Annotated in this window: 13 protein-coding genes; 1 reads left to right on the forward strand and 12 read right to left on the reverse strand. The window is 56.5% G+C overall.

Features of this window, described 5'->3' with window-relative positions:
- Positions 1-212: 212 nt before the first annotated feature.
- The 7 genes from C4S63_RS15855 to C4S63_RS15885 all read right to left on the reverse strand — a co-directional run bounded on the left by C4S63_RS15855 (position 213) and on the right by C4S63_RS15885 (position 8,376).
- Positions 213-749: an FMN-binding protein gene (locus C4S63_RS15855; RefSeq protein ID WP_062817530.1), complete on the reverse strand. Its 537-nt coding sequence runs from the start codon at positions 747-749 to the stop codon at positions 213-215.
- The gene (locus C4S63_RS15860; protein WP_103918162.1) at positions 749-2,392 is read right to left on the reverse strand and encodes a lipoprotein insertase outer membrane protein LolB; all 1,644 of its coding nucleotides are present in this window, start codon (positions 2,390-2,392) and stop codon (positions 749-751) included. Before C4S63_RS15860 ends, C4S63_RS15855 begins: the two co-directional genes overlap by 1 nt.
- A gap of 146 nt (positions 2,393-2,538) precedes the next feature.
- On the reverse strand, positions 2,539-4,206 hold the full coding sequence (locus C4S63_RS15865; protein WP_200819554.1) for an AMP-binding protein: 1,668 nt from the start codon (positions 4,204-4,206) through the stop codon (positions 2,539-2,541).
- A complete protein-coding gene (locus C4S63_RS15870) occupies positions 4,193-5,110 on the reverse strand; it encodes an oxygenase MpaB family protein (protein ID WP_235000054.1) in 918 nt (305 codons plus the stop codon). The genes C4S63_RS15865 and C4S63_RS15870 overlap by 14 nt, the downstream gene beginning before the upstream one ends.
- 133 nt (positions 5,111-5,243) lie before the next feature.
- Entirely contained in the window at positions 5,244-5,870 is a 627-nt protein-coding gene (locus C4S63_RS15875) for a TetR/AcrR family transcriptional regulator (RefSeq protein ID WP_103918164.1), read from the reverse strand.
- Positions 5,871-5,970: 100 nt separating this feature from the next.
- Complete coding sequence (locus C4S63_RS15880) at positions 5,971-7,095, reverse strand: acyl-CoA dehydrogenase family protein (protein WP_103918165.1); 1,125 nt, start codon at positions 7,093-7,095, stop codon at positions 5,971-5,973.
- 78 nt (positions 7,096-7,173) lie between these two features.
- On the reverse strand, positions 7,174-8,376 hold the full coding sequence (locus C4S63_RS15885) for an acyl-CoA dehydrogenase family protein (protein WP_103918166.1): 1,203 nt from the start codon (positions 8,374-8,376) through the stop codon (positions 7,174-7,176).
- 249 nt (positions 8,377-8,625) lie between these two features.
- Here C4S63_RS15885 and ylqF point away from each other — a divergent pair, with 249 nt between their 5' ends.
- Positions 8,626-9,573: a ribosome biogenesis GTPase YlqF gene (gene ylqF, locus C4S63_RS15890; protein WP_103918167.1), complete on the forward strand. Its 948-nt coding sequence runs from the start codon at positions 8,626-8,628 to the stop codon at positions 9,571-9,573.
- Between the two features lie 186 nt (positions 9,574-9,759).
- Here the strand turns inward: ylqF and C4S63_RS17670 are convergent, their stop codons facing one another.
- The 5 genes from C4S63_RS17670 to C4S63_RS15915 all read right to left on the reverse strand — a co-directional run bounded on the left by C4S63_RS17670 (position 9,760) and on the right by C4S63_RS15915 (position 14,169).
- Complete coding sequence (locus tag C4S63_RS17670) at positions 9,760-9,933, reverse strand: YhfG family protein (RefSeq protein WP_103918168.1); 174 nt, start codon at positions 9,931-9,933, stop codon at positions 9,760-9,762.
- Between the two features lie 136 nt (positions 9,934-10,069).
- Complete coding sequence (locus tag C4S63_RS15900) at positions 10,070-12,199, reverse strand: DNA/RNA helicase domain-containing protein (RefSeq protein WP_235000055.1); 2,130 nt, start codon at positions 12,197-12,199, stop codon at positions 10,070-10,072.
- A 50-nt stretch (positions 12,200-12,249) separates the two neighbouring features.
- Positions 12,250-12,570 carry a nucleotide pyrophosphohydrolase gene (locus C4S63_RS15905; RefSeq protein ID WP_062817539.1) on the reverse strand — a complete coding sequence of 107 codons (321 nt, stop codon included), beginning with the start codon at positions 12,568-12,570 and terminating at the stop codon, positions 12,250-12,252.
- Between the two features lie 94 nt (positions 12,571-12,664).
- Positions 12,665-13,792, reverse strand: coding sequence for an HNH endonuclease (locus C4S63_RS15910; RefSeq protein ID WP_160052784.1), 1,128 nt, complete (start codon positions 13,790-13,792; stop codon positions 12,665-12,667).
- Between the two features lie 38 nt (positions 13,793-13,830).
- Positions 13,831-14,169: an HIT family protein gene (locus C4S63_RS15915; RefSeq protein ID WP_200819555.1), complete on the reverse strand. Its 339-nt coding sequence runs from the start codon at positions 14,167-14,169 to the stop codon at positions 13,831-13,833.
- Positions 14,170-14,191 lie beyond the last annotated feature (22 nt).

Raw genomic sequence — 14,191 nt, forward strand, 5'->3', positions numbered from 1 at the left:
AATGCATAACCAAGGCCTCGAAAAACAGGCGGAAAAAATCGAACCATAACGGTTAGAGCCAGCGCAGCGATAATGGTTCGATAGTGGTGGCTTGGCGAGGTTGTGGCAACTGCCTACCCCCTCCCGTTGGAGTCTTGCTCGCAAGGCGAAGGGGTTGGAGTTGCTTCGGGGCTTCGCCTTGCGAGCAAGGCTCCAACGAGTGGCGTGCGGGGTTATGGTGTTGAAGAGGCGCCTTCCATCACCGCCTGATGCAGCACCAGCGCCATGGCGGCCACGCGACTGGTGGCATCCACGGACAGTGTGGCACCGGTGATGCCATCCACGTCGCCGGACAGGGTATCGTCATCATTGAGTGTCATGCCTCGATACTGACGACGGAAAAAGGCCTCATGCACTTCGCCGCCACGGGGCTCCCGGTACACCAGAATTTCCAGATCCACGATGCCCTTCGGCCCCACGGCCACGCCCACCGTCATGGGCATGTCCTTGCTTTTTTCGTCGATGATCCAGGCACTGGTGGTATCGGTATGCCAGTAGCGCAGGCGCAGGCCCCGGTAGGGGTGGCCCAGCACCTTTGTCACTCGCTGGCGCAGTTCGCCGCGCAAGGGCAGCAACCCCGGTTGTGGCGAAGCCGAGCCAAACACCTGCTGCAGAAAGTCCGGCTGACTGAGATGACGGATCTGTACCTCATAGGCCGGCAGAGTTGCCGCCAGCCCGAGCATCAGTAGCAGTGCGATGACTCTTGGCATCAGTTAACCAAGCGCTCCTTGTCCAGCAACGCTTCAATCAGGAACTGGTTGTAAGTGCCTACCCGTTTGCCTTCCAGCCGCGCATTGGCCTCGTGATAAAGCGGGTTACGCTCCAGGCTCTTTGGCAGCATCCATTGGGCCACCGTGGCACCGCTCATGATCCAGGCGTTGTTGAACTTCTGCCACCAGCCATACTTCATTTCAAATTCATCACGAATGCGCGGCGGCAGATTGGCGGCGGTGACCTGCTCCTGCACCCATAACGGGAAGATCATCCAGACGGAGCGCGGGTCGAACAGATCTTCCTTCAGGCGAATACCGTTTTCTTCCACGGTAAGCTGGGGGCTGGCCCACATGGCGCGGTTGTATTCCATGAAGGCATTCCAGTCTGCTGGCAGGGCCGGTTCCGGCACACCGAACAGCATGGCAAACAGCTTGGTTTCTTCGTAGAACTGGTCCTTCTCTTCCCGGGTCAACTCGCCTTCCATTTTCTCGTACATGTAGGCCAGGGTTTCCCACAGGGTGGCATGGACCCAGATCATGGCCGCCACTTCATTGGCCCGGTATTCGCTGCCCCGTTTGAAAGCCCCGGAATCCATGGGCACTTCGCCTTCGATTTCTTCGTGGATATCACGCACCTGATTGGCCGACGTCATCACCTGGGGCATGCTGCCGAACACCATGGTGCCCACATGCTGGAAGGTGCGACGGGCGCGGCCCAATGGGTCATCACGGACCACCGAATGTTCGTCGATACTGGCGGTGACCCAGGGGTGGGCCAGTTGAAGCAACAGCGCCCGGCCCGCACCAAAGGCGCCGGGCATGCCCGCCCGGGACAGTTTCCACATCATGGAGTCCGGCCCGTACAGGCCCACCCGGGCATCCGGTATCTTGCCGTGAATCTTCACCAGCTGCCGACAGAAAGCCGCTTCATCCACCCAGCGGGGGATGGGTGGGCTACCGTCGCTGGGTACCAGTTGGCGCACCGCGTCCTGTCCGGCGCTATTTTCCGGCTCTGCCTCAAGCTCGGTGGGCGACACATTCTGGCCGCAGGGATGAGTCAGGTAAGCCGTTTCAGCGCGTACCATGTTCAGCGTGAAGGAACCCGGCTCGCCCTTGAACGTCACTTCTGACGGCAACAGATAATTCTGCACCGCCATGTATTCCTGGTAGTCGATATCCCAACCGGCTTCCTCAATACGGTCCACCCGGTCCAGGTCTTCCTGATACACCACCGCATCGGCGGTGGCCGGCAAACCCCGCAACCAGTAAGACAGATTGCCGGCACGAATATGCGCCTGCAGATGTTCGGCCACTTTCATGGCCTCCGCCCCGCCGATCACATCCACCGTTTCACTGTCCGGCTCGTAGACGTTACCGTGAATGATGACTTTGGGTTCGCCCACCGGCTCATCCATCAGAATGGACAGGGCGTACTCCTCACCGATTTGCCGAAAGGCGAAATAGCTTTTGCTGACGGTACTGTCTGCCCGCAGAACAAAGCGGCCTTCCACTTCCCACTCGCGCATGTTTTCCGCCGATTCCGGCACGAAGTGGGATGCCTTGAACGCCGAGCAGCCCTGTAGGATCAGTAGCATGCCCAGCAGGATCACCTTGCTGTATTGCAGCGTTATTCTTGTCATGGTCGTGACCCTTTATCGTTATTGGTATGGTTTTTAAAAATCCTGCCACTTTTCCCGTAGGGTGCACTGAGCCTGAGGCGAACTGCACCATATAGGCTGTAGATCGGTGCAGTTCGCCTCAGGCTCAGTGCACCCTACGTTTCAAGCTAGGCGGTTTGTCGCAACGCTTTCTTGTCGATCTTGCCCACCGAGGTGAGCGGAATAGCATCCAGGAAGAACACTTCTTTCGGCACCTTGTAGGGCGACAGGTTTTCCCGGCAGAAACGGTCCAGCTCGGTCTTCAGGTCGGTGTCGCTCCTGTCGCAATCCGCGCTGCGCTCCACATAAAGCTGCACGATGTCATTCCCTGGCCGGTCGTTATCCGGGCGGCCCACCACCGCGCACATGGCGACCCAGGGCAGGCTCTGCACCTTGCCTTCCACTTCCACGGAAAACACCTTGTAGCCGCCCACAATCAGCATGTCCTTGCTGCGATCACAAACACGCACAAAGCCGTCGTTATCCATCACGCCGATATCGCCGGTGTGCATCCAGCGCTTGCCGCCGATTTCCTCCAGGGCCTTTTCCGTGGCCTCCGGCATGGCCAGATAGCCCTGCATCACCTGGGGACCGGCCGCGATGATTTCGCCGGGTTCGCCCAGTGGCATTTCCTTACCGGTGTCCACATCCACAATGCGCACCTCGGTGCCCGGCAGGGGAATACCCACATGGCCTTCCTTGAAATGAGAGGCCGGGTTGAGGGTGATCACCGGGCTGGTCTCGGTCATGCCATACACTTCGCAGAACTTGTTTTTGCCGATCACACTTTCCAGCCGTTGCACTTCTTCTTTGGCAAAAGGCGCAGCACCGGAAATGGCCATGCGCAGGCCGCTGAAATCCAGCCCCCTGAATGTCTCGTTGGCACACAGCATCTGGTACAGCGCCGGTACTGCCGCCAGCACGGTGGGCGTGCGCGCGGTCATTTCCGCCACGAAGTGATCAATGTCGCGGGGGTCGGGAATCAACAAAAAGGTGGAGGCGGTGCGCAGGGCGTTGAACACCACCGCCGCGCCGCCGATATGAAACAACGGAAACGCGGAAGCCACGGTTTCCTCGCCGGTGCGATACCCGTAAAACACATTGGCCTGCAGGTTATTCATAAACAGGTTGCGCGAAGTCAGCCGGGCCCCCTTGGGCAGGCCCGTGGTGCCGCCGGTGTACTGCAGGTACAGCACCGAATCCATATCCACCGGTGTGGTCACCGGTTCGGCGGTGTCCGGCAGATGATCGTGCAGGGAGATCACCGACACGCCTTCGTGTGTCTCTTCCAGGGCCTCCCCCTGCCCGGTGATCAGGTCCATGGGACCAGAGACGATCACCGTGCTCAGCGTCGCCACCTTGCCCAACACCGGTGGCACCGAGGTCTGCCAGAACGGCACCAGCGTGAGCAGGATTGTCACCTGGGCATCGTTGGCCTGGTGGATAATTTCCGGCGGCGTCATCAGCGGCGAAATGCTGGTGGTCACCATGCCCAGTCGGGCCGCCGCGATAAAGGCCACCACGTACTGGGGGGTGTTGGGCATCTGCAGCCCCAGCACATCCCCGGCCCTGGCGCCCCGGGCCACAAATAGCGCGGCCATGCGATCGGCCAGCTGATCCAGTTGCCGATAGGTGATTGCCTTGCCCAGGAACACCAGCGCCTCCCGGTCCGGAAACTGTTGGCCATGGTCCCGCACATAATCGCACAGGGTTTTCTCGGGCAACGCCGGCAGGGTGTGCCAGTCGTACCCCAGCGAGGCATAGGTGGACAGCCAGGGGCGGTTATCCGATGTCATAACGGGCACCTTCGGGAATGGTATTGATGTGATAAGCCTCGGGGTGTTGCCTGGCATCGCGGTAGGCCCGACGGGCCAGCGGAATCAGCCGCAGGCTTTTGGGCGTCAGGGCATGCAGCACCCGGTAAACGCCACACCAGGCACGGAACAGTCGCTGGTCCGTCTTGCTCCAGGGGATCTGGAATTTTTCCCGGAACGGATGCGGCAAGGTGGCGCGCAGATTGAAGCGCATGAAACGCCCCATCACCGCCAGAATCAGGCGCCAGACGCCATCGGGGATACGACTGCCCGGCGGCTTGGGAATGTCCAGATAATGGTCCGGGCGCATCAGGTCCTGCACTACCTCGCCCCACTCCAGGCGGTCGCGGATGATGCCGTGGAAATAATCCCAGTAATCGCTTTCCGTGGCGGGCAGATCCTGGTCGCGAATGCCCATCATCTTGCCCAGCTGCCGCCACTCCACAAACATGGCGTGGCGTTGTTCGGTGGTGGGCGACTTGCCCAGCATCTCGTGCATGCGGATGGTGGCGTCGTAACCGGTGATATGCACCCAGCTGTAGGCTTCCGGGTCCAGGGCGAAGTACTTGTTGCCGTGCTTGTCCACGCCCTTGATGGAACGATGCAGGTCGCGCAGCTTGATGCCCATTTCGATGGCTTTCTGCGGACGGGCATAGACGATGGGCCAGAGCAGTTCCGTGGAGCGTTTGGCGCGCCCCCAGGGATCCGTCTTGTAGACCGAATGCTCACCCACCCCGGCATCAATGATCGGGTGGGCCACCTGCAGCACGAAGGCCTGGGGCAGCATCAGGTGGAAACGCCAGGAACCGAAATCCTGCCAGGTATAGGAATCCGGACCCAGGGGTTGGGGGATTTCCCGCTGTGTTTGCGTGGCCGTCTGTGTCATGGCAAATCCTGTCGGTGGCATCCTTTATTGAGTCAAGTAGAAAAATACGTCTCAATCGGTCACACGAACAAGCGCATCACACAGATTTCGGATTTCTGTTTAGATCATTTTGGTCAGGCGGGGAAAGAAAATGTCAGGGGGTGAGCAGCGGCCGCAGGTAGTCATTGGCCCACTGGCGCACCCCGGCTTCGTTGGCGGGATTCATCAGGCCGTCCGGGGACAGCACCATGGACTGGGTGAGCCGCAGCATCAGCTCGGCCAGGGCCTCGGAGGACTGCTTGCGAATGGCCCCCTTCTTCTGCTCCTGGTCCAGTATGCCGGCCATATAGACGCGGAAGAATCCCATCATTTGCCACAGGCGCTGGGTGAGAATGGGCAGGATCGTTTCCGGTTCGGAGGTAAGCAGCCGCTGCAGCAGCGGGTGGCGATGGGCGCGTGTGGTCGCCAACACAAAGGATTCCAGCACCCGCTCCACACCGTTATCGATCTGCGCCAGGTCTGCTTCGATCCGGGCCAGCTCCCGCTGACACTCACGCAGGATCACCACCTGGATCAACTGGTCCTTGTCGGCAAAGCGGCGATAGGCCGTGGCCCGGCCGATACCGGCCTTGCTCGCCACGTCTTCCATGGTGGTACGGCGCAGGCCGAACTCAACGAATAACGCCAGCCCCGCATCCAGCACCTTCTCGTAGGTCTTGTCCCCTTCCGGCACTTGCAGGTTTTGCAGCAAGGTTTTCGATGCGGCGGCTTTGCGTGACATTCAGACTCCCGGTGGCTCCGTGGTGATGTCCATGGCTTATACCGTAAGGCCACCGTGGTGAGCAAATGGGTTTCCGGTTCCTGCCACCGCAACCGGCCCGTTAGGCCGAGCGGGCGATGGCCATCAGATGCACATCCGCATTGCCGAACAGGCCATCCACGCCGGTCACCCGCTTCACATAGTGGCCCACGCCCAGTTCGTCGGTCATGCCCATGCCGCCGTGGATCTGGATGGCTTCCTGGGCGATATTGCGCCCGGCCCGGCCCAGTTGCGCTTTCATGGCATGCACCGCCATGGCCGCATCGTCATGGCCTTCCACGGTTTTCAGGGTGGCGGCCAGCAGCAACGACCGGGTCTGCTCCATGGCGATGAACATGTCCGCCATGCGGAACTGCAGCACCTGGAACTTGCCAATGGGCATGCCGAACTGCTTGCGGGTCTTGCTGTATTCCACGGTTTCATTGAGCAGCACGGACAGGCTGCCCACGGACTCCGCCGACAGGGCCAGCAGGCCCTCATGGAGCACCTGCCGGGCGATGGCATAGCCGCCATGCAATGCACCGATGCGGGCCGCCTCGGCCACCTTTACCTGGTTGAAGCGGATCTCCGCACCCTGGCGACCGTCCACAGTACGGTGGGGCACCCGCTCCACCCCCGGTGCATTGACATCCACCAGAAACAGGCTGAGGCCATCCTGATCACCGGGCTTGCCAGCGGTACGCGCCAGCACCACCAGCAGGTCCGCCTGGTCACCGTTCATCACACAGCTCTTGGTGCCATTCAGTATCGCCTCATTGCCTTTCAGGTCGGCGACCATGGCGGTGTTTTCCAGCGTAAACACCCGCTCGTACTCTTCCGCGGCAAAGGCCACCTGTAGCTTGCCTTCCAGCAAGGCAGGAATTGTCTCCGCCTGCTGGGCCGCGCTGGCCTGGCGCAGAAAACCGCCGCCCAGCACCACGGTGGCAATATAGGGGGCCATGATCAGACCCTCCCCCAGAGCTTCCAGCAGCACCATGGTTTCCAGCGGCCCCATGCCCAGGCCGCCGTGCTCTTCCTCGAACGGCACCGCCAGCCAACCCAGGTCGGCAAATTGCTGCCAGGTGGCCGCATCCAGTGGCATCAGTTTCTTGTTCCGGCGATGGGTTTCCACATCACTGTTGTCACGCACAAACCGCTTGGCGCTGTCCGCCAGCATTTGCTGTTCTTCACTCAACTGAAAATTCATCGTTGTTCTCCATTCCCGGGCGGGGTCATCCCCCCCCTTACCGTTGGAGCCTTGCTCGCAAGGCTCCAACAATATTGTTTACAACCCCAATACCGCCTTGGCGATAATCCCGCGCTGCACCTCATTGGATCCGCCATAAATGGAACAGGCCCGCGAGTTCAGATAATGGGGCATGGCAGTGAGTGCATACTCCGGCCCGATCACCGGCTGTTCCTCGCCGGGCACCAGGGCCTGCGGTTGCCAGATCACACTCTGGCTACCCAGGGTTTCAATGCGCAGCTCGGTGACTTTCTGCAGCAACTCGGTGCCGAGAATCTTGGTCATGGAGGACAGGGCCCCGGGATCCTTGCCGGCAGACAGGGCGGACTTGATGCGCATCTCGGTGAATTCCAGCGCCAGCACATCCGCCTCCAGGGCGGCAAACTTGTGCTTCCATACCGGGTCTTTATTGAGCGGGCCAAAAGCGGTTTGTTGCTTCTCGGCCATCAGGCGGATCTTTTCCAGCATCACGTTCAGGCCCGGCGCATATTCCTGGCCACCACGCTCGAAGGTGAGCAGGTACTTGGCCACGGTCCAGCCGTCATTTTCCGCGCCCACCCGGTTCTTCTGCGGTACCCGCACATTGTCGAAGAACACCTGGCACTGCTCCGGCACTTCATCCAGGCCAACAATGGGCTCGATGGTGATGCCCGGCAGGTCCATGTCCAGCAGCAGGAAAGTAATGCCCTGCTGGGGCTTGCCGTCGCGGTTGGTGCGTACCAGCGCGAACATCTTGTTGGCGTAGTGGGCGTAGGTGGTCCAGATCTTGGTACCGTTGAGGATATAGTCGTCGCCATCCTTGTCGGCAAAGGTCTTCAGGGAGGCCAGATCGGAGCCGGAGCCCGGTTCGGAATAGCCCTGGCACCAGAAGTGTTCGCCGTTGAGAATCTTCGGCAGGTATTCCTGCTGCTGCTCCTCGGTGCCGCAACCGATCAGGCAGGGGCCACACATGTGCAGGCCCATGGGCACCAATGGCGGGGTCTCGGCTCGGACCAGCTCCTCCGCGAAGATGGCCCGCTGACTCACACTCCAGCCGGTGCCGCCGAATTCCTTCGGCCAGTGCGGCGCCGCCCAGCCCTTGTCGTTGAGAATGCGCTGCCAGGCCATGGCTTCCTTCACCGGCGCAAACACCGAGGTCACCAGCCTGCCCGCTTCCCGGATTTCCGGGGTCAGGCTCTCCTCCAGAAAGGTGCGCACCTCATCCCGAAACGCCTTCTCCTGCTCCGGCACCCGCAGATCCATACCCTACTCCGCTGTTATCAGATTCAGTGGACCCAGTGTACGGGAGACAAAATGAGACACTCATGACGATTCGTATCACGCCTCTGGCGAAAAGCGTCAAAGCGTCCAACCTTCCACCAACCCGTTGGAGCCTTGCTCGCAAGGCGAAGCTTGATGCGGAGCACGGACTTTCGCCTTGCGAGCAAGGCTCCAACGAGTCAACTCAGCTATAATGCGCCGATACTTCATGCAGACAGGCAACACCCGCTTATGAGCATCAACTGGTTCCCCGGCCACATGAACAAGGCCACCCGCGAAATCCGCGACATCCTGCCCAAGGTGGACCTGATCATCGAAATCGTCGACGCCCGCCTGCCCTACAGCAGCTCCAACCCGGTGATCGAGAATTTCCGTGCCGACAAGCCCTGCCTGAAACTGCTCAGCAAAAGCGACCTGGCCGACCCAGACATCACTCAGCAGTGGCTCGACCACCTGCAAAAAGACCCCACCGTCCGCGCCCTGGCCATCACCACCCACAAACCGGAATCCATCCGCAAGCTGGCGGACCTCTGCCAGCAGATGGTCCACAAAAAGCGGGACCGGGCCACTACCATCACCGCCCTGATCACCGGCATCCCCAACGTGGGCAAATCCACCTTCATCAACACCCTGGCCGGCCGCCAGGTCGCCCGGGCCGGCAACGAACCGGCGGTGACCCAGCGCCAGCAACGCATCGAACTGGGCGGCGGCCTGATCCTCATCGACTCCCCCGGCATCCTCTGGCCGAAAATCGAAAACCGTAACAGCGGCTACCGCCTGGCCCTCTCCGGCGCCATCAAAGCCACCGCCATGCAGGAAGACGACGTGGCCCTGTTCGCCGCCGAATACTTCATGCAGGCCTACCCGGAACAAATGAAAGAGCGCTTCAAACGCGATGACCTGCCCGAAGAAGGCGTGCCCTTCCTGGAAACCATCGGCAAACAACGGGGCTGCCTGGGCAGCGGCGGCCACGTGGACTTCGACCGCGCCGCCACCCTGCTGATCAGCGAATACCGCGGCGGCAGACTGGGCCAGCTCACCCTGGAAACCCCGGCCATGGCGGAGCAGGAGCATGTAAAGGTGGCGGAGATACGCCGGCTGAAAGAGGAGGAGAAGGAGGCGAAGAAGAGGGCCAGGAAGGCGGCGTATAAGGCGAAGGGGCAGAAGGGAAATCAGTAAGAGAGTGTCACCAATAAACTTGTCGTAGATAACTTCTAGCCCCGAGCAATCACACACCAGCGCAACAGAAGTAATTGCCCGCTCGGCATCAGACAATGCTTCGTCGTCTTCGATGTTCAGCCGGTTTTCAGGGCATCACTCTCGGGGTAACAATATCCATTCTGGACAGCCCCGTATTTATCTATTTCAGGCTTTCGCTTTAACCGGACGGCTGTGGGCAAGGACTGCTGCTTTGCGCGACGTAAATCTCACATCACCGTCCTTCACGGTGAAGCCTTCCAGGCGCAAGCTGGCCGCGTAGTTGGCCCGACGGACCCTGGCAAAATAAGCTTTTTTTGATTCCAACGAGGGAACAGGCATAAGCACCTTCAACCAATTAAGATACTGAAATTATCGCAAAAACAGACCGCCAGACTAAATTTTAGTCAAATGAAAGCTGACTTCTAGATTAATCACTAACTTTTATAAATAACGCTCGCTTCTTATCACTCTATTATCAAATAACGCAAACGAACTCCCCAACAACTCTGTAACTCAAGACCTCATCATCATTTAATATAATTGGATTAAAGCTTTCATCGTCAGAGTTGGGGCTTAATTCAATCCGTGAGTGTCTCCAACCTTCCTCATCTTCTACCTTGAAGCTTTCATATACCTTGATGGTGTACCTTGATCCAGTCTCTGCATCAACGCCATCAACACACTCAACCAATACCGTCTTTCCATTGCGCGATCCGCCCTGGTCTTGCTGGAACAAGCAGACGGCTCCATTCGGAATAACACGGTTCATGGATTCCCCCATGACTCGGCAGGCAAACATCCCCTCTTTCAGGATCACTCCATCCGGCACAGGCACCAAACTTTCATGCTGGACATTCTGCAGATCACTGAATTCACCAGCAGCAGCCTGGAGGTCAACTAATGGGACAGCATTCTCATAGAGGACAAGCGATTCGACATTATTATCCTGAGCAACAATCTTCCGGGGATAAGTGGGAATATATTGCTTTAAATATTCCTGGAGACCGGGATCACATGCATAAACAAATGTACCTCTTATCCCTCTAAGCATCACAGTTCTATAGATATTGATAATATACTGCTTCAGTTCTTCTGGATCCTTAATGCCTTGACTACCAGTACGATCAAAATAATTGGTTTTATCAATAACAATTGATTCACTCACCTTGTCATACCGAATCTCTTGACCAAAGATTATGCCTGCGTAGTTCAGGTCATATCCTTGTGTGGTATGAATACAACCGACCTCCTTGTATGAATCTTTTTTGTTAATCCAATCAGTATTGGTGCTATTCCAACGAAGGCTTACACCATCAATTTCAATATCAAATGCTTCATTATCTTTCTTTGAAGTCCATGGCCATGAATAACCGGCGACGATCCTGGAAAGCCCTGTCTCAATCTCCTTCCCCTTTATCACATCGACCATGTCACCTAAAGATTCAAAGAATTCGAACTCATAATTTTTATCGGAAAAGCGCTCCCCATGATCAAGGCGACAGTTAAGCAAGGCATCAATAAACTCAACATAAGGCTGACCAGCTTTGACTCTAAACTGGGAAAGCAGCTTGTGGGTTACCGACCCCTTAGCAGTTTTGAGGCGATCAAAGACAGAAGAATCAGCGTCTGACGGCTTGATGGATTGCCCCTTATCGTAGAAAAAAACCGCTTTATCAGACTGTTGACAAACCCAGTCCACCTCACTGCAGGCATACTTATCCATACCCAGTGCCTCACAGCTTTTATCAAAAGTGCCAAAATAGGCACCCAGATTCTTTCTTTTCCTCAAGCGATGCGATTCATCGACCAAGACGATATCGTAATGTTGTTTGGCAAGTTCAGCAGGACTAATCACCATCTTGGGACTCAAACCAGAGACATGCTTGAAAGCCTTCTTCAAGGTCGTCCTGAAGGATGTCATCGGAACAACAAGAGCCATACTAGGGTCAGGATTATTATTCTTGAAGTCATCGATAAGAGACTGAATCTCAGCCTCATCATCAGCAAAGTCACGAAGATCAATCTGTCTGTCGCCTTTGCTCAGTAATTTAAACAGGAATATTGCCAGAACAGACTTTCCTGTTCCCGCTCCGCCCTCAATAACAACATTCCTGACTTCAGGGTTAAGTAACTCATACAGGATGGTAAGCAAACCCTGGCGCTGATCAAAGGAGAGAGATTTATAAGGTGAATACTTGAACACATCAGAGTTATCGATATGGTTCAACGTTTTCGACGCCACGCCACAAGAGATCAGTGCATCCCAGACGTCCCGGAAAACCTTTTCGTAAAGATCATCTCTCTGATAATAGTTATGGTCGGACAACCCCAGATTACCATTGAGAAGTGAGTATTTCCCATCAGCAGCCATGTACTTGATCAGCAACGACTCAACATCCAATGTCGCTGATTTATTGAAGTATTCACTAGTTATTAAATGGACAGCCGTAAGCAGTTTCTTCTCATCATGTTTTAGGTGCGTACCCATTCTGGATAGCGCATCCGTTGTCTCTCCAATGTAGGCATGCAGCTTCTTCTCATCACTAAGAACATAAACCAGAGGCCACCCACCTACAGCAAACGCATTGCTACGCAGATCATTCAAAGATTTTCCGCTGAAAGGGTAGCGTTTTATGTCTACGAGGGAGTCACTACTCATAGGTCTGTATACTTCTTGGCTGTACCCTTCGCCTTGTTAACAGGGTATTTCAACTCATTCTTCCTGATTTTTTCCAACACGATCTCGCTGATGTCCAGGTCATAGCTATCTGCCAGCAGAAAGGCATAGGCCAACACATCTGCCAGCTCTTCTTTTACTTTCCCAACATCAGCATCTTCGGATGATTTCCATAGAAAAACTTCCAGTAACTCTGAAGCCTCAATACTGAGAGCCAAAGAAAGATCTTTTGGATTATGAAATTGCTTCCAATCCCTTTCATCACGAAATTGGCGCAGCTTCAAAATTACGTCTTTCATATTTAGTCCTCAATCTCCTTCGACTGGCCAAGCAAGTATGCAATCTGTCTTTACCAATCACTTTATGGGAAGCAATTCACAATAATGAACCAAGTTAGGTTCTACCTGCCTGCTTTTCACGAAAATGTTCTCTGTGATGATTTAGATACTGCTGGTGACTATCATCCAACTTGACCACCATATCCTTATGAATACCTAGCTTTCCTGGATCTTCCAGGTGACTGGAGATCAGGATGCGACCACCCCTGTCAAAGCTGATTAACTGCCGATCAAATACCTTATCCAAGTTCGGAACCAGCAACAGGCCATTGTAGGGATCCAGGCGCTCCTTGTTATCTGCCTCTCGCCAGGGCTTTATGTGAGAAGCGATGAGCAGGCGTACATCCGGATATTGGGTGATAGCGCAGCCGCGCCAGTAGCCCACCAGTCCCTCCCTGAACTTGCCGTGACCGAGACGAGTGGTCCGCAGCGTGCTGCGCTCGGTTTCTGACAAGGTCTTATCGTTATCCAGATCGGCCAGGTCGTTGGTCAGTTCATAATCCGTGGCGTCTTTCAAAAACTGGCCGTACAGACGCAGGGCAGCACTGTACATACCGTGGCCGGTATCATCTTTGACCTGGAAAGCAGGTTGGCTTTCGATGTGTTTACTGAGCTGCTGGTATTGTTCCACCGAGCCTACATCAAAGAAGGATTCGATCAGTGCCCCTTCGCTCTGCAGCAACTTCGGCAGGGTGTTATTCAGTGCCCCGGCGTAGCTTTTGATGGTGCGCTCGCTTTTGCCAATGGAGTCGGCCCAGTGGGAAAAGTGTTTGCGCCGATCCTGGAGATTGGCAAACAAGGCTGCTTCAATTTGCGGCTGCATGGCAGGATCCCGGAACAGGTTGAATAACGGTGTATCCAGCCACGCATAGTCGATCAACTGCGGTGTTGACCGGGGGCCCGGGGCTTTATGGTCTCTTACCCGCCGTTCGTACTCTTCTTCCTTTCCGGCGACAGGCTTGTGGTGCCAAAAGCCGGATGAGCGCAAATAAAAGTACGGAAACTCTGGGTTGTCCCGGTCATTGTCTTGCTTCAACCGCTCAAAGCGTTTTGTGAATGCCTGCCTGAGGGACTCATTGAAGAGAATCCGGTTCTCTTTCAGGGTGCCGGCACGGATCAGATCCAGCACCGCCAACAACAGGCACACCTTGTGAGGGCGCGGCCGGTCCTTGGTGCGATCCATACGCAGACTGCTGAGCTGGTCCAGGTACTGGGCGGGGGTCATTGTTCACTCCAGTAATCTGCCTGATCCGGCTTCACCCAACGCACACCTCCTCTGGGATCGTCGCTGTCCCCCTGATAGCGGGGAATGATATGGCAGTGCATGTGCGGGACGGTTTGGCCGGCTACTTCGCCGCAATTCATACCGATGTTGTAGGCATCCGGAGAATAGCGCTGGTCCAGCCAGGTTTTTGCCTGGTTGATCAGCTGCATGACGGCGGCCTGCTCCTGCTCGGTAAGGCAGAACCAGTCGTTGGCGTGGCGTTTGGGGATGACCAGCAGGTGGCCGGGGGAGACGGGGAATTTGTCCTCTCGGACATAGGCCAATTCGTTATGCATTGCTGTGCCATTTCCCAGTGCG

It is taken from the genome of Alcanivorax sp. DSM 26293, assembly GCF_900107995.1.
Classification (GTDB): domain Bacteria; phylum Pseudomonadota; class Gammaproteobacteria; order Pseudomonadales; family Alcanivoracaceae; genus Alcanivorax.

Coding starts and splice junctions, on each gene's coding strand:
- ylqF (WP_103918167.1), top strand. CDS start 8,626: ATGAGCATCAACTGGTTCCCCGGCCACATGAACAAGGCCACCCGCGAA.
- C4S63_RS15875 (WP_103918164.1), bottom strand. CDS start 5,870: ATGTCACGCAAAGCCGCCGCATCGAAAACCTTGCTGCAAAACCTGCAA.
- C4S63_RS15855 (WP_062817530.1), bottom strand. CDS start 749: ATGCCAAGAGTCATCGCACTGCTACTGATGCTCGGGCTGGCGGCAACT.
- C4S63_RS15880 (WP_103918165.1), bottom strand. CDS start 7,095: ATGAATTTTCAGTTGAGTGAAGAACAGCAAATGCTGGCGGACAGCGCC.
- C4S63_RS15905 (WP_062817539.1), bottom strand. CDS start 12,570: ATGAAAGACGTAATTTTGAAGCTGCGCCAATTTCGTGATGAAAGGGAT.
- C4S63_RS15885 (WP_103918166.1), bottom strand. CDS start 8,376: ATGGATCTGCGGGTGCCGGAGCAGGAGAAGGCGTTTCGGGATGAGGTG.
- C4S63_RS17670 (WP_103918168.1), bottom strand. CDS start 9,933: ATGCCTGTTCCCTCGTTGGAATCAAAAAAAGCTTATTTTGCCAGGGTC.
- C4S63_RS15870 (WP_235000054.1), bottom strand. CDS start 5,110: ATGACACAGACGGCCACGCAAACACAGCGGGAAATCCCCCAACCCCTG.
- C4S63_RS15860 (WP_103918162.1), bottom strand. CDS start 2,392: ATGACAAGAATAACGCTGCAATACAGCAAGGTGATCCTGCTGGGCATG.
- C4S63_RS15865 (WP_200819554.1), bottom strand. CDS start 4,206: ATGACATCGGATAACCGCCCCTGGCTGTCCACCTATGCCTCGCTGGGG.
- C4S63_RS15910 (WP_160052784.1), bottom strand. CDS start 13,792: ATGGATCGCACCAAGGACCGGCCGCGCCCTCACAAGGTGTGCCTGTTG.
- C4S63_RS15915 (WP_200819555.1), bottom strand. CDS start 14,169: ATGCATAACGAATTGGCCTATGTCCGAGAGGACAAATTCCCCGTCTCC.